This is a genomic window from Streptomyces sp. NPDC088730 (assembly GCF_044751215.1).
Classification (GTDB): domain Bacteria; phylum Actinomycetota; class Actinomycetes; order Streptomycetales; family Streptomycetaceae; genus Streptomyces.
The window spans coordinates 208,007-231,617 of the sequence record NZ_JBIVLK010000001.1; the positions used below are offsets into that span (position 1 = coordinate 208,007).

General features: G+C 71.9%; 20 protein-coding genes and 2 tRNA genes. 11 read left to right on the plus strand and 11 right to left on the minus strand.

Annotated features, from left to right (window positions below; all coding sequences use genetic code 11):
- Positions 1-87: 87 nt before the first annotated feature.
- The 3 genes from ACIP89_RS00935 (at position 88) to ACIP89_RS00945 (ending at position 2,274) form a co-directional block, all read left to right on the plus strand.
- A complete protein-coding gene (locus ACIP89_RS00935) occupies positions 88-876 on the plus strand; it encodes an HAD-IIA family hydrolase (RefSeq protein WP_401921810.1) in 789 nt (262 codons plus the stop codon).
- Positions 877-995: 119 nt separating this feature from the next.
- Positions 996-1,559, plus strand: coding sequence for a hypothetical protein (locus tag ACIP89_RS00940; protein WP_401921808.1), 564 nt, complete (start codon positions 996-998; stop codon positions 1,557-1,559).
- 1 nt (position 1,560) lies between these two features.
- Positions 1,561-2,274 (plus strand): class F sortase, encoded by a 714-nt coding sequence (locus tag ACIP89_RS00945; protein ID WP_402112225.1) that lies wholly within the window; start codon positions 1,561-1,563, stop codon positions 2,272-2,274.
- On the opposite strand, the gene ACIP89_RS00950 is transcribed toward ACIP89_RS00945, so the two are convergent.
- Positions 2,275-3,198, minus strand: a complete 924-nt coding sequence (locus tag ACIP89_RS00950; RefSeq protein WP_402112228.1) for an SDR family oxidoreductase — start codon at positions 3,196-3,198, stop codon at positions 2,275-2,277.
- Between the two features lie 191 nt (positions 3,199-3,389).
- Between ACIP89_RS00950 and ACIP89_RS00955 the strand changes: the two genes are divergently transcribed.
- Positions 3,390-4,289 carry a LysR family transcriptional regulator gene (locus ACIP89_RS00955; protein ID WP_401921976.1) on the plus strand — a complete coding sequence of 300 codons (900 nt, stop codon included), beginning with the start codon at positions 3,390-3,392 and terminating at the stop codon, positions 4,287-4,289.
- 568 nt (positions 4,290-4,857) lie between these two features.
- Here the strand turns inward: ACIP89_RS00955 and ACIP89_RS00960 are convergent.
- Positions 4,858-4,931, minus strand: a tRNA-Lys gene (locus ACIP89_RS00960).
- Positions 4,932-5,114: 183 nt separating this feature from the next.
- Here ACIP89_RS00960 and ACIP89_RS00965 point away from each other — a divergent pair.
- From ACIP89_RS00965 to ACIP89_RS00980, 4 genes are all read left to right on the plus strand, one after another.
- Positions 5,115-6,518 carry a peptidoglycan-binding protein gene (locus ACIP89_RS00965; RefSeq protein WP_402112230.1) on the plus strand — a complete coding sequence of 468 codons (1,404 nt, stop codon included), beginning with the start codon at positions 5,115-5,117 and terminating at the stop codon, positions 6,516-6,518.
- A 25-nt stretch (positions 6,519-6,543) separates the two neighbouring features.
- Entirely contained in the window at positions 6,544-8,220 is a 1,677-nt protein-coding gene (locus tag ACIP89_RS00970; protein ID WP_402112233.1) for an SPFH domain-containing protein, read from the plus strand.
- A gap of 160 nt (positions 8,221-8,380) precedes the next feature.
- A complete protein-coding gene (locus ACIP89_RS00975) occupies positions 8,381-8,971 on the plus strand; it encodes a lytic polysaccharide monooxygenase (RefSeq protein WP_401921794.1) in 591 nt (196 codons plus the stop codon).
- A 26-nt stretch (positions 8,972-8,997) separates the two neighbouring features.
- On the plus strand, positions 8,998-10,674 hold the full coding sequence (locus ACIP89_RS00980; RefSeq protein WP_402112236.1) for an AMP-binding protein: 1,677 nt from the start codon (positions 8,998-9,000) through the stop codon (positions 10,672-10,674).
- Here the strand turns inward: ACIP89_RS00980 and ACIP89_RS00985 are convergent.
- The 8 genes from ACIP89_RS00985 to ACIP89_RS01020 all read right to left on the minus strand — a co-directional run bounded on the left by ACIP89_RS00985 (position 10,651) and on the right by ACIP89_RS01020 (position 17,728).
- Complete coding sequence (locus ACIP89_RS00985) at positions 10,651-12,156, minus strand: MFS transporter (protein ID WP_402112239.1); 1,506 nt, start codon at positions 12,154-12,156, stop codon at positions 10,651-10,653. The two genes, ACIP89_RS00980 and ACIP89_RS00985, sit on opposite strands and share 24 nt — an antisense overlap.
- A gap of 130 nt (positions 12,157-12,286) precedes the next feature.
- A tRNA-Lys gene (locus ACIP89_RS00990) sits at positions 12,287-12,360 on the minus strand.
- Positions 12,361-12,448: 88 nt separating this feature from the next.
- Positions 12,449-13,207, minus strand: coding sequence for an IclR family transcriptional regulator (locus ACIP89_RS00995; RefSeq protein ID WP_401921788.1), 759 nt, complete (start codon positions 13,205-13,207; stop codon positions 12,449-12,451).
- A 167-nt stretch (positions 13,208-13,374) separates the two neighbouring features.
- Entirely contained in the window at positions 13,375-14,226 is an 852-nt protein-coding gene (ehuA, locus tag ACIP89_RS01000; RefSeq protein WP_401921785.1) for an ectoine/hydroxyectoine ABC transporter ATP-binding protein EhuA, read from the minus strand.
- Positions 14,216-14,860 carry an ectoine/hydroxyectoine ABC transporter permease subunit EhuD gene (ehuD, locus tag ACIP89_RS01005; RefSeq protein WP_401921782.1) on the minus strand — a complete coding sequence of 215 codons (645 nt, stop codon included), beginning with the start codon at positions 14,858-14,860 and terminating at the stop codon, positions 14,216-14,218. Before ehuD ends, ehuA begins: the two co-directional genes overlap by 11 nt.
- Positions 14,857-15,591 carry an ectoine/hydroxyectoine ABC transporter permease subunit EhuC gene (gene ehuC, locus ACIP89_RS01010; protein WP_401921984.1) on the minus strand — a complete coding sequence of 245 codons (735 nt, stop codon included), beginning with the start codon at positions 15,589-15,591 and terminating at the stop codon, positions 14,857-14,859. Before ehuC ends, ehuD begins: the two co-directional genes overlap by 4 nt.
- Positions 15,592-15,610: 19 nt before the next feature.
- The gene (ehuB, locus tag ACIP89_RS01015; protein ID WP_402112241.1) at positions 15,611-16,513 is read right to left on the minus strand and encodes an ectoine/hydroxyectoine ABC transporter substrate-binding protein EhuB; all 903 of its coding nucleotides are present in this window, start codon (positions 16,511-16,513) and stop codon (positions 15,611-15,613) included.
- Between the two features lie 255 nt (positions 16,514-16,768).
- A complete protein-coding gene (locus ACIP89_RS01020; protein WP_401921775.1) occupies positions 16,769-17,728 on the minus strand; it encodes a D-2-hydroxyacid dehydrogenase in 960 nt (319 codons plus the stop codon).
- Positions 17,729-17,934: 206 nt separating this feature from the next.
- On the opposite strand from ACIP89_RS01020, the gene ACIP89_RS01025 reads away from it, so the two are divergent.
- Positions 17,935-18,747, plus strand: a complete 813-nt coding sequence (locus tag ACIP89_RS01025; RefSeq protein ID WP_401921773.1) for a decarboxylase — start codon at positions 17,935-17,937, stop codon at positions 18,745-18,747.
- Positions 18,748-18,888: 141 nt separating this feature from the next.
- Positions 18,889-19,986, plus strand: coding sequence for an LLM class flavin-dependent oxidoreductase (locus tag ACIP89_RS01030; RefSeq protein ID WP_401921770.1), 1,098 nt, complete (start codon positions 18,889-18,891; stop codon positions 19,984-19,986).
- A gap of 44 nt (positions 19,987-20,030) precedes the next feature.
- Here ACIP89_RS01030 and ACIP89_RS01035 read toward each other — a convergent pair whose 3' ends face one another.
- Positions 20,031-21,821 (minus strand): putative bifunctional diguanylate cyclase/phosphodiesterase, encoded by a 1,791-nt coding sequence (locus ACIP89_RS01035; protein WP_401921768.1) that lies wholly within the window; start codon positions 21,819-21,821, stop codon positions 20,031-20,033.
- Positions 21,822-22,325: 504 nt separating this feature from the next.
- Between ACIP89_RS01035 and ACIP89_RS01040 the strand changes: the two genes are divergently transcribed.
- On the plus strand, positions 22,326-23,567 hold the full coding sequence (locus ACIP89_RS01040) for a M6 family metalloprotease domain-containing protein (protein ID WP_401922358.1): 1,242 nt from the start codon (positions 22,326-22,328) through the stop codon (positions 23,565-23,567).
- Positions 23,568-23,611 lie beyond the last annotated feature (44 nt).

The window sequence follows — 23,611 nt, forward strand, 5'->3', positions numbered from 1 at the left end:
GACCCTCTAAAATCGGGTACGCCGGCGCTGCACAACGCGGTGCCGCCGGCGTCCCGCACCCGGCGTACGGCACATCAGGAGTCCCGCATGGCAGAGCGCAAGCCGATCTCGTCCTGGCTCACCGACATGGACGGAGTCCTCATCCACGAGGGGACCCCGATCCCCGGCGCCGACGCCTTCATCAAGCGGCTGCGGGAGTCCGGGCTGCCCTTCCTGGTCCTCACCAACAACTCCATCTACACCGCCCGCGACCTGCACGCCCGGCTCAACCGGATGGGCCTCGACGTGCCCGTCGAGAACATCTGGACCTCCGCGCTCGCCACCGCCCAGTTCCTGGACGACCAGCGGCCCGGCGGCACGGCGTACGTCATCGGCGAGGCCGGGCTGACCACGGCGCTGCACGACATCGGCTACGTCCTCACCGACCACGATCCCGACTACGTGGTGCTCGGCGAGACCCGTACGTACTCCTTCGAGGCGCTCACCAAGGCGATCCGGCTGATCAACGGCGGCGCCCGCTTCATCTGCACCAACCCGGACGAGACCGGCCCGTCCGCGGAGGGCCCGCTGCCCGCCACCGGGTCCGTCGCCGCCCTCATCACCAAGGCCACCGGCAAGGCCCCGTACTTCGCGGGCAAGCCCAACCCGCTGATGATGCGCACCGGGCTCAACGCGATCGGCGCCCACTCCGAGTCCAGCGCCATGATCGGTGACCGGATGGACACCGATGTGCTGGCCGGCCTGGAGGCGGGCATGCAGACGTTCCTGGTGCTCACCGGGCTCACCACGGTCGAGGACATCGACAAGTACCCGTTCCGGCCGTCCACCGTCGTCGACTCCATCGCCGACCTCGTGGACCTGGTGGACCTCGGCTGACCACGGGCGGGGAGGCCGCGCTCCGGCGCCGCCTCCCCGCACTCCACCGGCCCAGCGCAGGGCCCTCTGCGGATGCGGAAACACGCCGCACGCGTGAACCTTCCATAAGGAGGTTCACGATGCGTTCCATACCCCTTACGTTCTGTGCCGCAGCAGCCGCTGCGGCGACCCTGATGCCCGCTTCCGTCGCACTGGCCAGTTCCGGTTCTGACCACGGCCAGGACTCGCGGTCCCGGGCCACCCTCTCGGTCTCCCCGTCCTCCATCGCACCCGGCGGCGAGGTCGACCTGGAGGTCGGCGGCTGCAAGGGCAAGGAGGCCAAGGGGAACTCCGATGCCTTCGTCTCCGAGGCGCGCTTCTCGCCCGGCGACGACCGGACGCTCTTCGCGGAGGCCCGGATCCGCTCCGACGCCGAGGCCGGCGACTACGACATCCAGGTGGTGTGCAAGGACGACAAGCACACCAAGGTGTCCGGCGTCGTCACCGTCGTCCACCGCAACCGGCCCATGCCGGTCGCCCCCGTCCGCGCGGGCGGCGGCGGCACCGCCGTACTCGCGGACCAGGCCGCCCACCAGGAGGGCCCCGGCACCGTCCACGCGGTGGTCGGCCTCGCCCTGGCCGCCGTGGCCGCCGTCGCGGTCGCCTTCCGCAGCGCGCGCCGTCGCCGTCCGGCCCTCGACTGACATGTCCTCCTCCGACCATTCGACGGGGCACGGCAGGCTGCTCACCGGAGTGGCCTGGGCGGTACTCCTGCTGGGCCTGTGGCTCTGGGGCCGCGGCATCACCGACGGCTCCGGCATCGGCTCCGCCCCGACCACCGGGGACGTCGCCGCGGTCGGACGCCCGCTCGGCGTACCGCTGCCCCCGGCGCACGAGCCGATCAAGGGCGTGACGCCGAGGAGCGTGGAGATCCCGTCGATCGGCATCCGGGCCCCCGTCGTCCCCCGGGGCCTGGACGCGGACGGCGCGATCGCGCCGCCGTCCTTCGACACGCCCCAGACGGTCGGCTGGTACGGCGGCGGCAGCGAGCCCGGCGCCAAGGGGCCGGCCCTGTTCGTCGGGCACGTCGACACCGAGACGAAACCGGCCGTCTTCTACGGGCTCAGCGCGGCCCGCCCCGGCGCCAAGGTCGAGGTGACCCGGACCGACGGCACGGTCGCGGAGTTCACCATCGACGACGTCCAGATCTTCACCCGGGCCCGCTTCAATGCCCAGAAGGCCTACGGGCCCCGCAAGGACGGCCGGGCCGAGCTCCGGCTGATCACCTGCGGCGGTACGTACGACCGCGCCTCGCACTCGTACACCGCGAACGTGGTCGTCTCGGCGTACCTGACCGGTGAGGAGCCGGCGCAGAAGGCGGCACAAGCGGCGCAGGGCGCCGCGGGTCCGGCGGTGTGATCAGGGCAGGACCGCCAGGCCGTTGAAGTAATGGCCTTCCTCGATGTCCTGGACCAGCGGGACGTGGGCGGGCCGCCAGTCCAGGAGCTCCCGGGTCACGGCGCTCGACGCCGCGCTGTCCAGCGCCACCAGCGGGGCGAGGAAGCCGGCGAAGTGCCGGCCCGCCTCCTGCGCGGTCAGGCCGGCTGCCGGGAGCCCCAGCCGGCGGCCGATGGCCCCGGCGATGTCCCGGAAGGGCACCCCGTCCTCGGCGACCGCGTGCAACGGCGCACCGGCAGGGGCGGATTCCAGGGTCAGCCGGTACAGCACCGCCGCGTCGAGCCGGTGCACCGACGGCCACCGGTTCGCCCCGTCACCGACGTACGCGGACACCCCCGTCGCACGGGCGACGGCGATCAGGGCCGCGACGAATCCGCGTGCGTCGCCCCGGCCGTGAACGGTCGGCGCCAGCCGGACGGAGGACGAGCGCACACCCAACTCAGCCAGCGCGAGGACGGACGACTCGACGGCGAGCCGCGGGGCCGGGAGCATGCCCGGGTCGGTGGTGGTCTCCTCGGTGAGCAGCCGGCCCGGCGCGCGGCCGATGACTCCCGAGGTGACGACGAACGGTCTGCCGCTCCCCTTCAGCTCCGCACCGATCGCCTCGACGGCGGCTCGCTCGACCCGGGCGCGTGCGGCCGGGTCCGCGGTCTCGGTGATGTGCTTGTTCGCGGCGAAGATCACGCCGTCCGCATCCGCGGCCCCGGCACGCAGACTGCCCGGCTCGTCCAGATCGCCCCGGTGTACCTCCGCGCCCGCCTCCGCCAGCGCGGCGGCGGCCTGGTCCGAGCGGGCGAGACCGACCACCCGGTGCCCCGCTCCGAGGAGTTCGCGCACGACCGCGGATCCGATGTACCCCGTCGCGCCCGCAACAAATACCCGCACAGTGACTCTCCCCCGGTGATTCGGGCCGGCCCGGCACCGGACGGCGGCGGGCCCGTGCCCACGCTAGGGACGGGCCCGCACGGCTGTCCAAGTCCGGTGCCGCACCGCGTGATACGGCACAGGCATCACGCCAGGCCGACGGGATGTTCCGAGGCGGCTCCGGGCACCGCCTGCCTGGCTACCATCGGGGCATGCCCGACTCGCCCTCCCCGCCGGCTGACCTGGACCTGCGCCTGGTGCGGTACTTCACCGTCGTCGCCGAACACCTCCACTACGGGCGGGCGGCCGCCGCTCTCCATATCGCGCAGCCGTCGCTGAGCCGGCAGATCCGTGGCCTCGAACAGCGCCTGGGCGTAAGACTGCTGGACCGTGATCCGCAGGGCAGCCGGCTCACCGAGGCCGGAGCGGCCTTCCTGCCCGGGGCGAAGGCCCTGCTGCGTCTCGCCGAACAGACCGCGGCCCACGCCCGCTCCGTCGCCGAGCCCCGCCGGATCACGGTCGGTTTCACGCGGGGCCTCATCGTCACCCCGGTGGTACGTGAGCTGTGCCAGCGGTACCCGGAAGCCGACGTGCGGGTCCTGCACCTGGCCTGGAACGAGCCGCCGGAGGCCCTTCTCGCCCACCGGGTGGACGCGGTGGTGACCCGGCTGCCGCTGCGGGCCGACGGGCTGGATGTGACGGTGCTCCACGACGAGCCCCGGGTGCTGGTGGTGCCCCTCGGTCACCGGCTGGCCGGCAGGGAGTACGTCACGCTCGACGACATCTCCGCCGAGCCGCTGCTCCGGGTGTCCGACCCGGCCTGGAACGCCTTCTGGCGCATCGACCCCCGGCCCGACGGAAGCCGGGCGCCCGACGGCCCGCTGGCCGAGGACTTCGAGGACAAGTTCGAACTCGTCGCCTCGGGGAAGGCCCTGGCCGTCACGGCGGGCACCGGCGGGCTCGGCATCCGCCCCGACCTGGCCGTCGTCCCCCTGCGCGGCGTCGAACCGAGCCGTGTCGTGCTGGCGGCGCGGGCCGGTGACCGCGGCCGCCTGGTGGCCGCCTTCCGCGCCTGCGCCCTCGTCCACCTCACGGGCGCTGTCGGCGCCTGATCCCGGCGGTACACGGCCCGGCCGGCCACCCGGGTTCTCCGGGCGCCGGCCGGGCCGGTCCTCGACCGCGGGGCGCGGGCCGCGGGAGTGGCCCGGCGCGGACACGGGAGGTCGTGGGCGTCCGGTCCGCCGCACGCCCACTGTAGGACGCCGAACTCGCCCTGGACAGTCGAGTGCTGACGGAACGTCGATAACCAGTCACACTCCGCACCCGGTCGAGTCAGACTGGGCGTGGTGAATCCGCGCTAACGGCTGAGCGGTGAAGCGGTGAGGGGCCGGGCCGCTCCCGGGTGCTGTGCTGGGGTGGGCGGCGATGCGACAGTGCGCCGCCGTCGCGCCCTTGCGGCGAGAGGGCGCGAGGGTACCTGGGGAGGTGGTCGGAGTGCTCGCGAAGGGGTCCGCGCCTCCGTGTGACCGGCTGATTACCGTGCGTCGGGCCTGGGCAGACTGTGCGTGAGCAAAGAATTCACTGTGCGGCACCTGTGCGGGATGCCGGAGAGCTGCCCGGGGGTGGGCCGGAGAACAGTCAAGGCCCCCTCGCGCGTGGTGAGGGGGCCTTGACTTCGCGTGCGCCGCCAGGGACTCGAACCCCGGACCCGCTGATTAAGAGTCAGCTGCTCTAACCAACTGAGCTAGCGGCGCCTGCTGACCTGGAGAACTCTACCCGATCCGGTGCGGTGCTCCCGACCATTTCCGGCCCGACCCGGCCTGTCGGATGGTCGTTTTTTCTCTTCTATCCGTCAAAATGCGATATGTCCGGAGAGTTGAGACACTGACGCCCGTACAGATGCTCCCAAAGATCTTGACAACTGCGGAGGGAATCGCATGACTGTGCCGGCCTTCGAGGAGTACGTACCCGCCATCGACTGCACCTGTGCGGGGTGCGCCGTACGACGGCGAACCGCAGCCGCGGCACTGCCGACGCGGCAGGGAGGACATCCGGCCGCGCACGGCGCGCGGCGCGCGCTGGTGCTGGTCACCGCCGCCGGGGTGGTGCTGAGCGCCGGTCTGGCGGAGGCGGCGACGGCGGCGGCAGAGCCCGCCCCGGTGACCGATCCGACCCTGCCGGGCGACCCGGAGCCGGGGGCCGGTCCGGCTCCGGCCGCCGGCGCGGTACCGGCGGGGCTGGTCCTGCCCGCCGAGCCGGCGGACGCGGCCGATCCGGCCGACCCCGGACCGGAGAGTCCGCAGGGCGGGCCGGGCCCGCTCCAGGGTGCGGGGGCCTCCGGGCCGCCGGCCTCGCAGACGGGCACACCCGCGCTGCGCACGACCAGCCGGGCCGACATCATCAACCGCGCCAAGAAGTGGATCACCGCGCAGGTCCCGTACAGCATGAGCAAGTACTGGTCGGACGGGTACCGGCAGGACTGCTCCGGTTATGTGTCGATGGCCTGGAACCTGCCGGGCAACGAGTGGACCGGCAGCCTCGCCTCGTACGGGACGCGGATCGCCCGGGAAGATCTCCAGCCCGGCGACATCCTGCTCTTCCACAACCCGGCCGACCCCTCGAAGGGCTCGCACGTCACGATCTTCGGCGGCTGGACGGACTACACGCACACCCATTACACGGCGTACGAGCAGACCACGCCGCACACCCGCAAGCAGACGACGCCCATGGCGTACTGGTCGAACTCGGGCAGCTACGTCGCCTACCGCTACAAGGGCCTGAGCAGCGGAACCGGCGGCAGCGGCTCGACGACGGGGTTCCCGGGGGCCGGGAAGTTCGGTCCGGGCGCCAACAACGCCTACGTCACGCAGCTCGGCAAGCTGCTCGTCGCACGCGGCGGCAAACGCTTCTACAAGGTCGGCCCGGGGCCCGCCTGGGGCAGCGCCGACCGGCGGGCGACCGAGGCGTTCCAGAAGGCCCAGGGCTGGAAGGGCAAGGAGGCCGACGGCATCCCGGGACCCGACACCTGGCGGCTGCTGACCGGCGGCACCGGCCGCAGCATCCCCGCCGCGGGCCAGAGCGGCCAGAGCGGCTCGACGACGGCGCCCGCCTTCCCCGGGCGGGGCTATTTCCGGACGGGTCAGTCCAGCGGCCATGTCGACAGGCTCGGGAAACAGTTGGTGAAGAAGGGATACGGCAAGTACTACCTCTCGGGCCCCGGACCCCGGTGGACCGAGGCGGACCGGCGCAATGTCGAGGCCTTCCAGAAGGCCCAGGGCTGGCGGGGTGCGGAGGCCGACGGCTATCCGGGTCCGGAGACCTGGCGGCGACTCTTCGCGTGACACGACGCACATGACGGAGGCGGGAATGCGATCCACGGTGCCGGACAGCTCCGGGAACCAGGAGCACGGAGAGAACGGGAGCCCGGGAAACCCGGGGCACGGCGAGGAGAGGTACGGGGCGCTCCCGGTGCGGGAGTGGGCCGCCCCGGACCGGCCGGAGCGGGCGCCGGGTCCGGACGGGCCCTACGACTGGTCGGCGCCGGAACCGGGGGAGCGCGGGACCGGTCCGGTGGCGCGGTCCGGGCCGGACTCGGTGGTCGACCTGGTGCTCGACCTGACTCCGGGCGCGGGCGAACGCGGGGGGTCCGCCTTCGGCGCCGCCTCCGCCTCCGCCTCGGTGTCGGTTCCGGGCGCGGCGCCGGCTCCGGACGCGGCCGCCGATCCGGTCGTACGGGCGGACGCGAAGGTGCGCGAGGGCGCGGGTGATCCGGGGCAACCGGCCCTGGCGGCGGGGCCGTTCCTCCCCGGACCGGGGCTCGCCCCGGCCCGCCGGGACCCCGGGCCCTCCCTCTCGCTGTCCTTCGGCGACGGCGGCACGGGCGAGACGCGCACCGGGACGCGCACCGAGGTGCGGGTGGACACCGGACGCCATCAGTCGGTCATCGCCAACGAGCGCACCGCCTCCATCCCGGTGCACCTGCTCTTCCGCGACGACCCCGAGGTCGCCTCGGACGCCGCCGCACTGCCCGCCACCGTCGTCCGCGGGGCGGCCGGGAGCGAGCGGCCGGCCGGTGTCCGGCGGCCGCCGCTGCCCCGGTCACCGCAGGTGCGGCCCTCCACCCGGCCCGCGCCGGTCGCGGACCCCCGGCTGAACGAACGGCCGGGACCCGAGCTGCCCGGCTGGGCCGCGCTGCTCGCCGCCCTCGGCTCACTCGCCGCGGCGGCCGGGGTCCTGTGGTGGACGGGTGCGCTGCCGGGCGGGGTGCCGGCCCGGTTCGGGCTGGGCCCGCGTCCGTACGACGGCATCGGCCTCGGCGCCTGGGCGGCGCTCGCGCTGGCGCTGACCGGGGTGCTCTTCGCGCTCGGCGGGCTGACCCGCGGCCGGGTCGGATACGCGTGGGTGCTCACCCTGTTCGGCCAGTACCGGGGCAGCGTGCGGCGCACCGGGCTGATGTGGGTCAGCCCGCTGCTGCTGCGCCGCCGGGTCGATGTCCGGCTGCGGCACTGGCGCAGCGAGCCGCTGCCCGCGGTGGACGCGAACGGTACGGCGCTGCGGGTCGTCGTCCTCGTCGTGTGGCGGGTCGAGGACACCGTGCGGGCGACGCTGGGCATCGCGGACCACGAGGAGTACCTGCGGGAGCAGGTGGAGGCGGCGATGGCCCGGGTCCTCTCGCAACTGCCCGCCGACGCCTTCCACGAGGACGCCCACACCCTGCGCAACGCCGAGGCCGTGGGCGACGCGCTGACCCGGATGCTGAAGGCGGACTGCGAACCGGTCGGCATCGAGGTGTACTCGGCGCAGCCGACCGGGATCGAGTACGCGCCGGAGGTGGCCGCGGCCATGCAGCGGCGCCGGATCGCGGCCATCGACGCCAAACACCGGGACAGCGTGCTGACTTCGGTGGTGGACGCGGTGGACGACACCGTCAGCCGGCTGACCGCCCGGGGGCTCGTGGAGCTCGACGACTACGAGCGGAAGTCGCTGGTGAAGGACCTGACCGTGGCCTTCTACACCGGACGCGGTGGTGGGGACAGCGTCTGAGGCGGCCCGGGAGACCGGTGCCGAGTGAACCGGAATCCAACTCACATTGGTCTGGACATGTTCATGATCCGTCAATAATCTAGGACTTGGTCTAGACCGCACGACCCGCGCGCAGCAGTGCTCATGGAACCTCCCCCACGTACTCCGAGGAGCGTCAGCAATGCGTAAGAAGACAAGTGCGGCCCTGGTGGGCCTGGCAGTGGCGGGCGTCTCGATGTTCGCGACCAGCAGCGCCAGCAGCCACGGCTACACCGACAACCCCATCAGCCGTCAGAAGCTGTGTGCCAACGGCACGGTGACCGGCTGCGGCAACATCCAGTGGGAGCCGCAGAGCGTCGAGGGCCCCAAGGGCTTCCCGGCGGCCGGCCCCGCCGACGGTGCGATCTGTTCCGGTGGCCACGGCGAGTTCGCGCAGCTCGACGACCCGCGCGGCGGGAACTGGCCCGCCACCCACGTCACCGCTGGTCAGGGCTTCAGCTTCCGCTGGCAGTTCACCGCCCGGCACGCCACCACGGACTTCCGCTACTACATCACCAAGAACGGCTGGGACCCCACCAAGCCGCTCAAGCGCTCCGACCTGGAGTCGCAGCCGTTCATGACGGTGCCGTACGGCGGCAAGCAGCCGCCCGCCACGCTGACCCAGCAGGGCACCATCCCCACCCAGAAGACCGGGAAGCACATCATCCTGAGCGTCTGGAACATCTCGGACACGGCCAACGCGTTCTACTCGTGCTCCGATGTTCAGTTCTGACGTTTAGTCAGTTACCGTGCGGCGCCATGAGGAGCGCAGGCACCGTCGCGGAGCTCGTACAGCGCCAATGGGGCGACCACCGGCCGGGATTGCGGCACGAGGACACCGTTCTCAGCCACCACCAGGTCGCCTCCGGCGCTGCCGCGCGGGCCGCGCTCCTGGCGGATCTGCTGCCGGCGGGCGGCGAACCGCACCTCGGGGTGCTGCTCGACAACACCCCCGAATTCCCCATGTGGTTGAGCGCGGCGGCCCTGGCCGGGGCCGCCGTCGCCGGCATCAACCCCACCCGCCGCGGCGCCGAGCTGGCCCGCGACATCACGCACACCGAATGCCGGGTCCTGATCACCGAGCGCGCCCATCTGCCGCTGCTCGACGGCCTGGAACTGCCCGGCGTCCGGGTGCTGGTCACCGACACCGAGGCGTACACCGAACTGCTCGCCCCCTACGCCGGGGCCGAGCCCGGTGACACGGTCATCGCCCGTCCCGGGCCCGGAACCCGGATGCTGCTCTACTTCACCTCCGGCTCCACCGGCGCCCCGAAGGCCGCGCTCTGCACCCAGGGCCGCCTCGCCGCGGCCGGGCACTCGCTCGTCGAGCACTTCGGCACCGGCCGCGAGGACGTCCACTACATCTGCATGCCGATGTTCCACGGCAACGCGGTGATCGCGGACTGGGCCCCGGCGCTGGCCGGCGGCGCCGCCGTGGCACTGCGCCGCCGCTTCTCGGCCTCCGGTTTCCTCTCCGACGTACGCGCCCACGGGGCCACCTACTTCACCTACGTCGGCCGTGCCGTGCAGTACCTGCTGGCCACCCCGGAGCGCCCCGACGACCGGGAGCACCCGCTGCGGATCGGCTTCGGCACCGAGGCGGGCGCGGTGGACGCGGCCCGCTTCCGGGAGCGGTTCGGGGTGCGGCTGGTCGAGGGCTACGGCTCCTCCGAGGGCGGCGCCGCGATCCAGCGGACCCCGGACACCCCGCCCGGCGCGATCGGCCGGGCCGCGGACCGCGACGACCTCGCGGTCCTCGACCCCGAGACGGGCCGCGAGCGCGTCGCCGCCGTCTTCGACGAGGGCGGGAGGCTGCTCAACGGCGCCGCCGCGATAGGGGAGCTGGTCAACCGGGGCCGGACCCCGTTCGAGGGCTACTGGCGCAACGAGGAGGCGGACGCCGCCCGGCTGCGCGGCGGCTGGTACTGGACCGGCGACCTCTTCTTCCGCGACCCCGACGGCTTCCTCTACTTCGCCGGCCGCACCGAGGACCGGCTCCGGGTCGACAGCGAGAACCTGGCCGCCGCGATGATCGAGAACATCCTCGCCCGCTGGGCGGACGCGGCCGCCGTCGCGGTCTACGCGGTGCCCGATCCGGTCGCGGGGGACCAGGTCATGGCGGCGCTGGCGCTGCGGGAAGGGGCCGGGTTCGATCCGGCCGCCTTCGCCGCCTTCCTCCGGGACCAGCCCGACCTGGGCACGAAGATGGCACCCCGGTTCGTGCGGATCGTGCCCACGATGCCGGTGACCGCGACGAACAAGGTGCACCGGGCCGGGCTGCGCCTGGAGGGCTTCCGGGCGGGGACCGCTGTGTGGCACCGGGACCAGGAAGGTGCCTACGTTCCGTTCGGGGAGGAACAACTGATTTCCCTCACTGCCGAGTTCGAGGAGCACGGCCGGGCCGGTCTGCTGTCATCGGACACCGGACGGGCCTGAGAGGACCGCCCGCCGCAGCTGCGTCACCGCGAGGACCGCCCCCGCCAGCAGGAGCAGCGCCCCGGCCACCGACGCGTAACTCATGCTGTGCACGAAGGCCTCCCGGCCGAGCGATATCAGCGAACCGTCGCCGGTGGACAGCGCCCCCGGCAACGTCTTGCGCGCCACGTCCGGCGCCGAGTCCGGCATCTGGGCGGTGTACACCGCGGTCGCCACCGCGCCCAGCAGTGCCATCCCCATCGCCCCGCCGAACTCCTGCCCGGTCTCCAGCAGGGACGCGGCCGAACTCGCCTTCTCGGGCGGGGCGGTGGACAGCGCCATGTCCGAGACGAGCGCCATGACGGTCACGATTCCACTGCTCATCACGGCCGATCCGACCAGCAGCAGCCACAGGGAGTCGGTGCCGGACAGGGCGAGGACGCCGAAGCCGGCCGCCGCGATCACGAACCCGGCGCAGACGACACGGCTCCGCTCGACCCGCTGGGCGACGGCCGTGGCGGCGGGCGCCGCGGCGCCGACCGCCAGTGACGGCGCCAGGCTCCACAGCGAGGCCTCCATCGTGCTCATGCCGAGCACCGACTGGAGGTACTGGGTGGTGAAGAAGGCGGAGCCCATCATGGCGAAGGAGGCCAGCGCGTTCAGCCCGATCCCGGCGGCGAAGCCGCGGCCGCGGAACAGCTCCCGGCTGATCATCGCGTCGCTCCGGCCGCGCTGCCGGCGGACGAAGAACCAGCCGATGACGAGCCCGGCGACGATGAGCAGAGCGTTGCGTGGGTCCATGCCGTGGGCGGCGGTCTCCTTGACCCCGTAGACGACCGGCAGCACCGAGCCCATCGACAGCGGCACGCTGAGGAAGTCGAAGCGGCCCGGTTCCGGGTCCTTGAACTCCGGCACCAGCACCGGCACCAGGACCAGCAGCAGCACCATCGCCGGCACGTTGATCAGGAAGACCGAACCCCACCAGAAGTGCTCCAGCATGACGCCGCTGAGCACCGAGCCGAGCGCGATCCCGCCGGCCATGGCGCCGGACCAGATGCCGACGGCTCGGCTGCGCTGCGTCTCGTCGCGGAACATGTTCCGCACCAGGCCCATCGTCGACGGCATCAGCGTCGCACCGCCGATCCCCAGCACGGCACGGGCCGCGATGAGCATCTCGGGGCTGGAGGCGTAGGCGGCGCCCACCGAGGCCGTGCTGAAGGCGAGGGCACCGATCAGCAGCAGCTTGCGGCGGCCGATCCGGTCGCCGAGCGAGCCCATCGTGATGAGCAGGCCGGAGAGGGCGAAGCCGTACACATCGAAGATCCAGAGCTGCTGGGTGGCGCTGGGCGCGAGGTCCCGGTCGATGGACGGGATCGCGAAGAAGAGGACGGAGACGTCCATCGAGACCAGGAGGAGGGGGAGCAGCAGGACCACGAAAGCGGTCCACTCCTTGCGGCCGGCGCGCTCGCCGGATGCGGTGGTGGTGCGCGTGGGTGTTGTCATGCCAGGGAATATACGAGCGTGTAAAACAGTTGTCTAGTACGACTGTATAAAACGCTTGTACATGTCGAAGGGCAGCACAGAACACACGAGGCGGTCTCCGTTGAACGGAGACCGCCTCGTGTGTTGTCCGTGCGCCGCCAGGGACTCGAACCCCGGACCCGCTGATTAAGAGTCAGCTGCTCTAACCAACTGAGCTAGCGGCGCCTGCTGACTCGAAAATAATACCTGGTCCTCAGGGGTGCGAATGACAACCCCTGGCGGACCCGGCCGCGGGCCCGTTCGCGGGCCCTTCCTAGAGGGCCAGGGACAGCAGCACCGGGGCCGCGCGCCGGTTCAGCGTGTCCGCCGCCTCGCGCAGCCGGTGCGCGTCCTCGACGGGCAGCGAGAGCGCCAGGCATCCCGCCGACGCCCCGGCGGTCAGCGGCACCGCCGCGCACACCGTGCCGACCGCGTACTCCTGGAGGTCGAGCACCGGGACCGTCGCCGGCTGGCTGTCCAGCTTGGAGAAGAGGACCTGCTCACTCGTGATCGTCCGCGACGTCAGCCGGGCGGTCTTGTGCCGGGAGATGTGGTCGCGGCGCCCGTTCTGGTCCAACTGGGTCAGCAGGCACTTGCCGATGGCCGAGGCGTGCGCGGAGGACCTGAAGTCCACCCACTCGTTGACCGCCGGGGTGCGCGGGCCGTCGGCGTACTGGGTGACCCGGATCTCACCGTCCACGTACCGGCTGATGTAGATCGCCGCGCCGACCGAGTCGCGCAGCTGCACCAGCGCCTGCTGGAGCCGGGCCTCCACGGCCTGTCTGCGCGCCGCGCCGGAACCGAGCAGCACCAGTGAGGCGCCGATCACGTACGCGCCGTCGGCGATCTGCTCGACGTACCCCTCGCGGCGCAGCATCAGCAGGAGGGAGGCGAGGTGCCCGACGGGCAGTCCCGTCTCCCGGGCGATCTGGGTGTCCGTCACGCCGTTGCCGTGTTTGGAGACCGTTTCGAGAACACGAAGGGCGTACTGCACCGAATGGAACGGCGCGGTCGGTTCGGGCTTCAACGCCACGGTTTCCCCCCTACCAGGTTGTGACCGCAAGCTCTGCCCTCACGATAGCCGCCAATGGCCGGTTCGGGGGCTGGTGTTGACGAGTCGGCTGTGCGCCCCGGCTCCGCGAACTGGGGCGCACGCACCTGGCATATGCCAGGGTCAAGAGTGGACGACGGATGCCGAGGTCACAGCACCGCGTTGAGGAATTCGCGCGTGCGTTCGTGCTCCGGGTCCGTGAAGATTTTTTCCGGCGAACCGGACTCCACGACCCGCCCGGCGTCGAACATCAGCACCTTCTCCGAGACGTCCCGGGCGAAGTTCATCTCGTGGGTCACGCAGAGCATGGTGATGTCGGTGTTGCGCGCGATATCGCTCAGCAGCTCCAGGACGCCGGCCACCAGCTCCGGGTCGAGCGCCGACGTCACCTCGTCCAGGAGCAGGATCTCCGGCTCCATCGCCAGCGCCCGCGCGATCGCGACCCGCTGCTGCTGGCCGCCGGAGAGCTGGGAGGGGTGGGCGTCGACCTTCGCGGAGAGCCCGACCAGGTCGAGCAGCTCCCGGGCCCTGGTCTCCGCCTTGTCCCGGTCCATGCCCAGCACGTTGACCGGTGCCTCGGTGATGTTCTGGAGCACCTTCATGTTCGGGAAGAGGTTGAACTGCTGGAAGACCATCCCGATCTTCTTCCGCGCCTCGCGCAGGTGCTTCTCCGAGGCCGGCCTCAGTGAGCCGTCCGCCGCCGCCATGTGCGTCAGCGGATCGCCGTTGATCCGGATCACGCCGTCGCTGACCTTCTCCAGCGTCATCAGCAGCCGCAGGATCGTGGTCTTGCCCGAGCCGCTGGGCCCGATCAGGGTGACGTGCTCGCCGCGCTCGACCGTGAAGTCCAGCTGGTCGAGGACGACATGGTCGCCGTACTGCTTGACCACCTTGTCGAAGCGGACCAGCGGATGCCCGGTGTCCTTGGAGGTGGAGACCGGCACGACGTCCTCGGGCGCCGTGGCCGCGGTCTTCTGTACGGGGAGCGGTTCAGTGGCCAAGGCGCTTCTCCAGTTTTCTCATCAACAGCGAGGTCGGGTAGCTCGCGACCAGGAAGAGCACCCCGGCGAGCGTGAACACCTCGGTGTACACGAAGTGCTCGGCCCCGTACTCACGGGCCTTGAAGACCATCTCCTGCACCGTGATCACGGCGAGGAACGGGGTCTCCTTGAACATCAGGATCGCGTAGTTCCCGAGGGCGGGCAGTACGTTGCGCACCGCCTGCGGCAGGATCACGGCCTGCCAGGTCCGCCGGGGCGACATGGACAGTGCCCGGCAGGCTTCCCACTGCCCCTTCGGGACGCTGTCGATCCCGGCGCGGTACACCTCGGAGGTGTACGTGGCGTAGTGGATGCCCAGCACCACGATGCCGACGTACAGCGGTTCCACCGAGCTGAACACGGCGGCGGCGCCGACGAGCTGGATCAGCAGCGGGGTGGAGCGGATGAACTCCATCACCGCCTTGACCGGCACCGTCACGAACCGGCTCGGAGCCCGTCCCGCGACCGCGATCGCCAGCCCGAGCACCGCGGCGACCACCGTGCCCAGCAGGGTGGCCAGCAGGGTGATCTTGAACCCCTGCAGGAGCAGGGGCAGGGCCTCGCCGACGGCGTCCCACTTGAATCCCTCGTTCACCGGGCACCTCCCGCGGCGGCGGCGGTCACGGCGCTGCGGGACTTCAGCAGGCTGCTGCCGCCGGTCTCCAGGCCGAGCTTGCGCTTGGCGGACCGCTCCAGCAGGTTCATCAGCAGGGTCAGCGCGTACGCCAGCACGAAGTAGCAGGCCAGCAGGGTCACATACGCGGTGAGGGTCTCACCCGTACGGCTGCGCAGCTTCTCGACCGCGGTCATCAGGTCGGCGGCCGATATGAGCCAGAGCAGCGGCGTGCACTTCAGCAGCTGGATCAGCAGGTTGGTGAGGGGAGGGAGCATCTGCACCCAGGCCTGCGGCATGATCACCTTGCGCATCCGGTGCAGCGGCGTCATGTTCAGCGCGATCGTCGCCTCGTACTGGGCGCGCGGAACGGAGTTGATCGCCCCGCGCACCACCTCGGCGCCGTACGCGCCGTAGTTGAGGCCGAAGGCGAGGACGCCGCACAGCAGCGGGGACAGTTCGTACCCCGTGAGCGGCGGCATCGCGTAGTAGAACCAGAACAGCTGGACGTACAGCGAGGTGCCGCGGAAGAACTCCACGACCACGCGGGAGACGCCACGCGACAGCAGCAGCCGGCTGATCGACATCAGACCGAGGACGAACGACAGCACCAGGGCCACCAGCGCACCCAGGATCGTGGCCTCCAGGGTCACCCACAGCCCCGAGCGCAACTGCGGGAGATCGTCCATGAAGGCGGAGAAGAAATCACTCATGCGGTGGGTTCCGTCCCTGTCAGCCCTTGCACAGATCGGCCGTCTTCAGGTTGGCCGGCGGAAGCTCGCTGGCTCCGAAGCCGTAGTCCTGGAGCAGGCTCACATAGCGCGACTTGTCGGAGACGATCTTCTTCAGTTCACGGTTGAAGGCGTCCCGCAGATCCTCGTTGCCCTTGCGGAAGACGGCGCCGCCGGGGCTGTACTGCTTCTTGCCCTTGAGCTCCGGCAGGAAGGCCTCGGTGACCTCGGTGCCCGCGTTGGTCTTGGCGAGCCAGCGCAGCGAGATGCCGGTCAGCAGGAACGCGTCGACCCGGCCGCCCTTCACCGCGTCCGCGCCGTCCTGCGGCTTCTGCAACGTCTTGATCTTGCCCTTGGAGATGCCCGCGCCCTCGGCGTACGAGCCCTCGACCGCGCCCGCCATCACACCGATGGTGATCCCGGCCGCCTTCGCGGACGCCAGGTCGGTGATCTTCTTCGGGTTGCCCCTCTTCACCATCATCGCGGTCGGCGAGATGAACTCGGGCTCCGAGAAAAGGGCGTTGGCGCAGCGCTCGGGGGTGATCGCCATACCCGCGCTGACCACGTCGTACTTCTTGGCCTGCAGGCCCGGGATCAGCCCGTCCCACTCGGAGAGGGTGGGCCGCAGTTCGTCGACCCCGAGGGCCTTGAATATCTCGCGGTGCAGCGCCGGTGCCTCGCCCTTGAGCTGCTTGCCCTCCATGTAGCCGTACGGGGCCTCGTCGGCGTACGCGACCCGGACGAAGCCCTGCTTGCGGAGCTTGTCGAGGGCTCCCTCGCCGTCCGCGGAGTCGGCGCCGGTCTTGCTGCACGCGGTGAGCAGGCCGGGCACGACGAGCAGACCGCCCACCGCTGCCGATCGGTTGAGAAAGCCCCGGCGGGACAGGTTCGGGAAATCAGCCATGGTTCGCGGTCTCCTGGAAGGTCGAACAGTCCGGACAGGGTGAACGCCTTCCCGCTCCCGTACGTCTATGCAGCGGGAGATCGCATGTAACCGAACGGTGGCCGGAGGGTGACCTTCCCGTGTCCGAAGTTGGGCGGAGTGCGACGAGATGTGCGCAGGGTGTATTTCCCTGCGGGTTGCGGCGGATGACGGGGTGTTATCAGGAGATGTCCGCAATGGGGTGGTGAAGTCGGTATGCAACGGGCCGGGTTGGGCTCACTCGTCCAGATCCGTCCCCGGGATGTAACCGAGCCGCTTGTCCACCACGTTCGGCAACGGCTTCCCGGCCGCCCGCAGTTCGTACATCGCGACGAACTGCTCACCCAGCCGGTCCCGCCAGCCCACCGTGTCACCGCTCATGTGCGGCGACACGATCAGTCCGGGCACGTCCCACAGCGGGCTCCGCGGGCCGAGCGGTTCCGTGCCGAACACGTCGAGTGCCGCCCCCGCGATCCACCGCTTGCGCAGCGCGTCCACCAGATCGCCCTCGACGACCACCGGGCCGCGCCCCACGTTGATGAACCGGGCCGACGGCTGCATCAGCCCGAAGAACCGGCTGTCGAACATCCCGTGCGTCCGAGGGGTCAGCGGCGCCGCGCAGATCACCCAGTCGGCCCGCGCCGCCAGCGGGTCCAGATCCTCCGCCCCGTGGATCGTGCGCCGGGCCGTACGCCCCACCAGCGCCACCTCGACGCCCAGCGCCATCAGCAGCCGGGTGACCGCCCGCCCGACCGGCCCGGCGCCGACGACCACGGCACGCGTGCCGGAGACCGGGAGGCTCTCGCGGTGCCGCCACCGTCGCGCCCGCTGGAGCTCCAGGGTGCCGGGGAGGTCCTTCGCGAACGCCAGCACCAGCCCCGCCACGTACTCGGCGATCGGCTGCTCGAACACGCCCCGGGCATTGGTCACCACCGTGTCGCACTCCACCAGCTCCGGGCAGAGCAGCCGGTCCACGCCCGCGCTCGCCGTGTGCACCCAGGCCGGTCGCTCCCCGTCGCCCGGCCAGGCCTCCCGTACCGCGTCGGAGGCGAAGTCCCAGACCAGCAGGGCATCGGCGTGGGGGAGCTGTGCGGCCAGACCGGCCGCGTCGGTGTGCCGGACCGCGACCCGCCCGGCCAGCCGGCCGAGCCGGGGCGGTGGATCGGCGTCCAGTACGAGCAGAACGGGCTCCGGCATGGGGGACGGTTCCTCCCGCGTCGGCCCGGGGCCCGTCGGCGGGCCCCGGGTGGGCTCCGGGCCCACGCTCGCAGCCGCCCCCGCCCCCGTCAACAGCTCGTAGCGATGAGCCGGGCGGATGGGGGAATACTTGAACGGAGACGGGGGAGCTCCGGAAGACAGCCGGACAGCGGACGGACAGCTGCCGGCGCACAGGAAGGGTGGACATGACGACCGTCGGATTCCTCTACCCGGGCCATTTCGCGGCGGGCGACTTCCCGCGCATGGAGGTCCTGCTCGACAGCACCATCAGACTCGTCGTCCAGCACACCGAGTGCCCCGACGACGCCTACCGCGAGGACGCCCTGCGGGCCCTGGGCACCCCCGAGCGGCTCGCGGCCGGGGCGCAGGAGCTGGTGCGCTCCGGGGTCGAGTCCGTCGTCTGGGCCTGCGACGGCGGCAGTTTCCTGGACGGCCCGCAGGGCGCGCACGCCCAGGCCGCGACGCTGGCCCGTGCGCTGGGCGTGCCCGTCTCCAGCACCTCCATCGGCTTCGTCCACGCGGTACGGAAGCTGGACGCCGCCCGGGTCGCGGTGGCCGCGACGTACCCGGAGGGGATCGCCGCGCGCTTCACCGCGTTCCTGACGGCGGAGGGCGTCGAGGTGGTCGCCACCCACGCGGCCGGTGCCGCCACGGCAGAGGAGGCCGCCGGCTGGGGCCTGGACCGCGTCAAGGAGCTGGTCACCGCCGCCGACCGCCCGGACGCGGAAGCGGTACTGCTGCCCGACACCGCCCTGCACACGGTCAGCCACCTCACGGAACTGGAGGAGCTGCTCGGCAAACCGGTCCTCACCGCGAACCAGGTGGCCGTCCGGGAGGCGCTGCGCCTGGCCGACCGCCCCGCCTGGGCCGCGCGGCTCGGCACGCTCTTCGCGGCCCGCGAGGCGCCGCCGGCCCCGGCCGAGCCACCGGCCCGGCGGGTCTGGGGCAGCGGCCGCTCGTACGCGCACGGCGGCGGCACCGGCCGGGCCCCGGAGTAGCCGGGCCCCGGGACGACAGCGGGGCTGCGGAGCGGGGGCGGGCTCCGGAGCGACCTGGCCCGGAATAAACGGAGTCATCCTCCTGTTTGCTCTCTCCGGACGTACAGAGGGATATCAGAGCACCATCGGAGAGGTCAGGACGTGGACGAGATTCGAGGCGACGAGATCCGTGGCAAGGCGGAGGGAACGGCACCCGTTCCGCTCTCCGTGCTCGATCTGGTGACCGTGGGACAGGGCAGCACCGCGAGCCAGGCCCTGCGCACCGGAGTCGAGATCGCGCAGCTCGCGGAGCGGCGCGGCTTCCACCGCTACTGGGTCGCGGAACACCACTCGATGCCCGGCGTCGCCTCGTCCTCACCGGCCGTGATCCTGGCCCACACGGCCGCCCGCACCGAACGCATCCGGCTCGGCTCCGGCGGCGTCATGCTGCCCAACCACGCCCCGCTCGTCATCGCCGAGCAGTTCGGCACCCTGGAGGCCATGGCCCCCGGCCGCGTCGACCTCGGCCTCGGCCGCGCCCCCGGCACCGACGGCGCCACCGCCGCCGCCCTGCGCCGCACCGAACGGCTCAACGAGGGGGCCGACGACTTCCCGCAGCAGCTGGCCGAGCTGACCCGCTTCCTGGACGACGACTTCCCCGACGGCCACCCCTACGCCCGCATCCACGCGGTCCCCGGCCCCGTCCAGGCCACCTCCGAGGGCGGCGTCCAGTCCCCGGCCCGGCCGCCCCTGTGGCTGCTCGGCTCCTCCGGTTTCAGCGCCCGGCTGGCCGGGATGCTCGGCCTGCCCTTCGCCTTCGCCCACCACTTCTCGGCCCAGAACACCATCCCGGCCCTGGAGCTGTACCGGGAGTCCTTCCGGCCGTCCGCGGTGCTGGACGCCCCGTACGCCCTGATCGGCGTCGCCGCCCTGGCCGCACAGGACGAGCGCGAGGCCCGCCGCCAGGTGCTGACCGGCGCCCTGTCGATGCTCCGGCTGCGCTCGGGCCGCCCCGGGCTGGTCCCGACGCCGGAGGAGGCGGAGGCGTACGCCTTCACCCCGATGGAGCGCGAGTTCGTCGACAGCTGGCTCGTCAACATCGTCCACGGCACCCCGGACGAGGTCCGCGGCGGCCTCGACGACCTGGCCAAGCGCACCGGCGCCGACGAGCTGATGATCACCGCCAACGCCCACGGCGGCGAGGCCCGGCTGCGCAGCTACGGACTGATCGCGGACGCCTACGGGCTGCCGGGAGCCTGACCCGGCTGCCGGGAGCCCGGCCCGGACCCCGGCGGGCCGCCGGCTCAGGCCTCCAGGGCGCGGGCGCCGAGCAGTTCGGCGATGCGCTCCGGGGCGACCGCGCGTGAGTAGAGCCAGCCCTGCCCGGTGTCGCAGCCGATCCGGCGCAGCCGTTCCGCCTGGCCGGCCGTCTCCACGCACTCCGCGGTGACGGTCAGGCCCAGCCGGTGCGCCAGCTGGACCATCGCCTCGACGATCGTCTCGTCGGCGGGGCTGGGATGGCTGCCGTCCTCGTAGCGGAAGCCGCGTACGAAGGCGCCGTCCAGTTTGAGTACGGAGACCGGCAGCCGGCTCAGGTAGGCGAGGTTGGAGTAGCCGGTCCCGAAGTCGTCGATGGCGATCCGGACGCCCATGTCGCTCAGTGCCTGGAGGGCCTGGAGCGGGCGGCCCGCGGAACCCATCACCGCGGACTCGGTCAGCTCCAGCTGGAGCAGCGCCGGGGCCAGGCCGGTCTCCGCGAGGATCTCCGCCACATCGGTGACCAGATCGGAGTCCCAGACCTGGCGGACCGCGACGTTGACGCTGATGAACAGCGGCGGCTCCGCCGGGTGGTCGAGCTGCCAGCGCCGGGCCTGACGGCACGCCGCCCGCAGCACCCAGCGGCCCAGCTGCACGATCGAGCCGTCCTCCTCGGCGATCGCGACGAACCGGTTGGGCGAGAGCATGCCGAACTGCGGATGGTTCCAGCGCACCAGTGCCTCCACCCCGCGCACCACCCCGTCGGCCATGCCGACCAGCGGCTGGTACTCGATGGTGAACTCGCCGCGCTCCACGGCCGGCCGGAGGTTGGACGAGAGGGCCTGACGCGTCATCCGGTGGGCGTTGCGCTCCGGGTCGAAGAGGGTCCAGCGGTCCTTGCCGTCGGCCTTCGCCCAGTACAGCGTCGTATCGGCGGCCTGCATGAGGCCGGTGGCCGAGGTGCCCGCCACCGGCCGCTCCACCACCCCGATCGAGGCCGAGACGGAGAGCCGCTGGCCGGCCAGGTCGAAGGGCTTCTGGAGCGCCGCGAGCACGGTGCGGGCGAGCTCGGTCAGCTGCCGGGTGCCGGTGGACTCCTCGACCAGGATCGCGAACTCGTCCCCGCCGAGGCGCGCCACCAGCGGGGCGCCCCCGGGGTGCCGGCTCTCCTGCTCCGCGCAGTCGGTGAGCCGGCCGGCGACGGCGGCGAGCAGCCGGTCGCCGATCCGGTGCCCGAGGGTGTCGTTGACCGCCTTGAAGCCGTCCAGGTCCAGGTAGCAGAGCCCGATGCGGCCGCGTCCGGGACGGGTGTCGTCCTGGTACGGCGGGGTCTCCAGGGCGGCCGAGAGCCGCTCGAAGAACAGGGTGCGGTTGGGCAGCCTGGTCACCGGGTCGTGCATCTGGAGGTGGTGCAGCCGCTTCTGCAGCTCGCGCCGGTCGCTGACGTCCGCGACGGAGAGCAGCACCTGCCGGTGCGCGGCACCGGTCTCCGGCTCCCGCGCCCCCGGCATCGGCACGACGGTGATCTCGGCCCACAGGGAGCGCCCGTCGGGGTGCTTGAGCCGGCGGGTGCAGCGGAAGCGGGAGCGCCTGCCGTGCAGCACCTCGCGGTACGCGTGCCAGGTGCGGCCGTCCGCCGCGAGGTCGACCAGGTCGGAGGCCGACTGCGCGGTGAGCGCCGGGGCTGCGATGCCGACCAGGGCGGACAGCGCCTCGTTCGCGGTGACGATCAGGCCCTCGTGGTCGACGACGGCCATCGGGAGGGTGGCGGCGAGGAACGCGGCCCGGTAGTCGTGCGGACCGGAGACCGCCGTATCCCCGCACGCGCTCGCGGGCATGGCCCCGGCGGGCCATGAGTCATGACGCTCCGTGACCGATGGTCGTGCGGAAGAGGGGGCTGTGCCTGCCGGGGGCCGCGGCCCATCGGAGGTTGCGCTCACCGTTCGCTCCCGCCATGCAGTTCTGTCCCGGACAGGTCTGGTCGGACTGGCCCGCCGCGTGGAGCGCCGTTGTCAGGGGCGGAAATCGCGGAGGAAAGCGAGGTGAAGCATAGAGGCTGGTGGCTCGGCCGTTCCAGCGCCCCGGCTGTTCCGGGCTCCGCGCCCGATGTGCATGGGCCATTCGCGCGCAGTTCCGGTTTGCCCATGCCTGATCGTTTCTGTGCGGCTCCGTTCTTTCCGGTTGCGCCAGTGATTGATTGTGACTGTCTGTGAGGCGAGTGCGTGGTTGGGGCGCTGACCCGACTGGGGCAGCTCAACAGGACGTAACGCCCGAATCGCCACAGGGTGGTCGGGAGGGTGCTGAAGATCCCAGGCGTCCGCACCCCGCACCCGGAGGTAGATGTGCCGCGTCAGCACGGACCCGGAGGAGTGGTGAGGCCGGGTCCGCGCGCCGTGACGGCCGGCCTGGTCTCGCTGCTGGCGGTCGCCGCCACCTCCCTCGTCGCGGGTCCCGTCGCGGCCGCCACCGGTGCGGCCGCCGCCTGCGCGCTGCCCCGGACCGCGGCCCACCACTCGCTGGGCCTGGACGAGTGGAACGGCGCCTATCCGCGCCCCGACCATCCGCTCGACGCGGTGATGATCTTCCTCTCGTTCCCGGACGCCCGGCCCGTCACCACCCCCGCCGAACTCACCTCCGACTACTTCCCCGCCACCACCAGGTTCTTCCAGCGCGCCAGTTACGGAAGGTTCACCCTGCGCCCGCACCCGCAGAAGCGGTGGATCCAGATGCCCGAGCCGTCGCTCCGCTACGGCATAAGGCGTGACTGGTCCAGCGACCGGCGCAGCGCCTATCTGCACGACGCGATCGACGCGGCCGACCCCGAGGTGGACTTCTCGAAGTACGACATCGTCTACCTCGTCGCGGACCCGGACGCCCCGGGCGTCGACTCCGACGCCACCAAGGTCGTCAACTTCGATCAGCCGCTGCACGCCGACGGTACGGACATCAGGCGCGTCGTCACCGTCTTCGAACAGCACCCGCCGGACCACAACGTGCTGGCCCACGAGACCGGACACGTCTTCGACCTGCCCGACCTCTACCACCGGCCCTCGGACGGCAAGGGCGACTGGGACACCTATGTGGGCGACTGGGACGTGATGGGCAGCCAGTTCGGGCTCGCGCCCGACCTCTTCGGCTGGCACAAGTGGAAGCTGGGCTGGCTGGACGACCGGCAGGTGGTCTGCGTCCAGAGCGACCGGGTGCTCACCCTGGAGCCGATGGCCGCCGTGCCGGTGCCCGGCGCGTCCATCGGGACCCGGCTCGCGGTGATCAGGACGGGCGAGGGCAGCGCCGTGGCGATCGAGGCCCGCAGCGCCACCGGCAACGACCGGTCGACGTGCGGCGAGGGCGTGCTGCTCTACCGGATCCGCAACGAGACCCCGTCGGGCGGCGGGCCGGTCGACGTCATCGACACCCACCCCGGCACCGAGGCCTGCTGGGAGCAGTCGGTCTATCCGCCGCTCGCGGACGCCCCGCTGCGGGTCGGTGAGACGTTCTCCGTACCCGGCGGGCACACCACGGTCGAGGTCGCCGACCGGACGCCGTCCGGCGCCTGGACGGTCCGGATCACCACCGGAACGTGAGGCCATGCCCGACCTCGACGAAGAAGCCCCCTCGCTCTCGCGAG

Excerpts from the sequence above, each read along its gene's own strand:
- ACIP89_RS00935 (WP_401921810.1), top strand. The coding sequence starts at position 88 with ATGGCAGAGCGCAAGCCGATCTCGTCCTGGCTCACCGACATGGACGGA.
- ACIP89_RS00940 (WP_401921808.1), top strand. The coding sequence starts at position 996 with ATGCGTTCCATACCCCTTACGTTCTGTGCCGCAGCAGCCGCTGCGGCG.
- ACIP89_RS00945 (WP_402112225.1), top strand. The coding sequence starts at position 1,561 with ATGTCCTCCTCCGACCATTCGACGGGGCACGGCAGGCTGCTCACCGGA.
- ACIP89_RS00955 (WP_401921976.1), top strand. The coding sequence starts at position 3,390 with ATGCCCGACTCGCCCTCCCCGCCGGCTGACCTGGACCTGCGCCTGGTG.
- ACIP89_RS00965 (WP_402112230.1), top strand. The coding sequence starts at position 5,115 with ATGACTGTGCCGGCCTTCGAGGAGTACGTACCCGCCATCGACTGCACC.
- ACIP89_RS00970 (WP_402112233.1), top strand. The coding sequence starts at position 6,544 with ATGCGATCCACGGTGCCGGACAGCTCCGGGAACCAGGAGCACGGAGAG.
- ACIP89_RS00975 (WP_401921794.1), top strand. The coding sequence starts at position 8,381 with ATGCGTAAGAAGACAAGTGCGGCCCTGGTGGGCCTGGCAGTGGCGGGC.
- ACIP89_RS00980 (WP_402112236.1), top strand. The coding sequence starts at position 8,998 with ATGAGGAGCGCAGGCACCGTCGCGGAGCTCGTACAGCGCCAATGGGGC.
- ACIP89_RS00985 (WP_402112239.1), bottom strand. The coding sequence starts at position 12,156 with ATGACAACACCCACGCGCACCACCACCGCATCCGGCGAGCGCGCCGGC.
- ehuC (WP_401921984.1), bottom strand. The coding sequence starts at position 15,591 with ATGAGTGATTTCTTCTCCGCCTTCATGGACGATCTCCCGCAGTTGCGC.
- ehuB (WP_402112241.1), bottom strand. The coding sequence starts at position 16,513 with ATGGCTGATTTCCCGAACCTGTCCCGCCGGGGCTTTCTCAACCGATCG.
- ACIP89_RS01020 (WP_401921775.1), bottom strand. The coding sequence starts at position 17,728 with ATGCCGGAGCCCGTTCTGCTCGTACTGGACGCCGATCCACCGCCCCGG.
- ACIP89_RS01025 (WP_401921773.1), top strand. The coding sequence starts at position 17,935 with ATGACGACCGTCGGATTCCTCTACCCGGGCCATTTCGCGGCGGGCGAC.
- ACIP89_RS01035 (WP_401921768.1), bottom strand. The coding sequence starts at position 21,821 with ATGCCCGCGAGCGCGTGCGGGGATACGGCGGTCTCCGGTCCGCACGAC.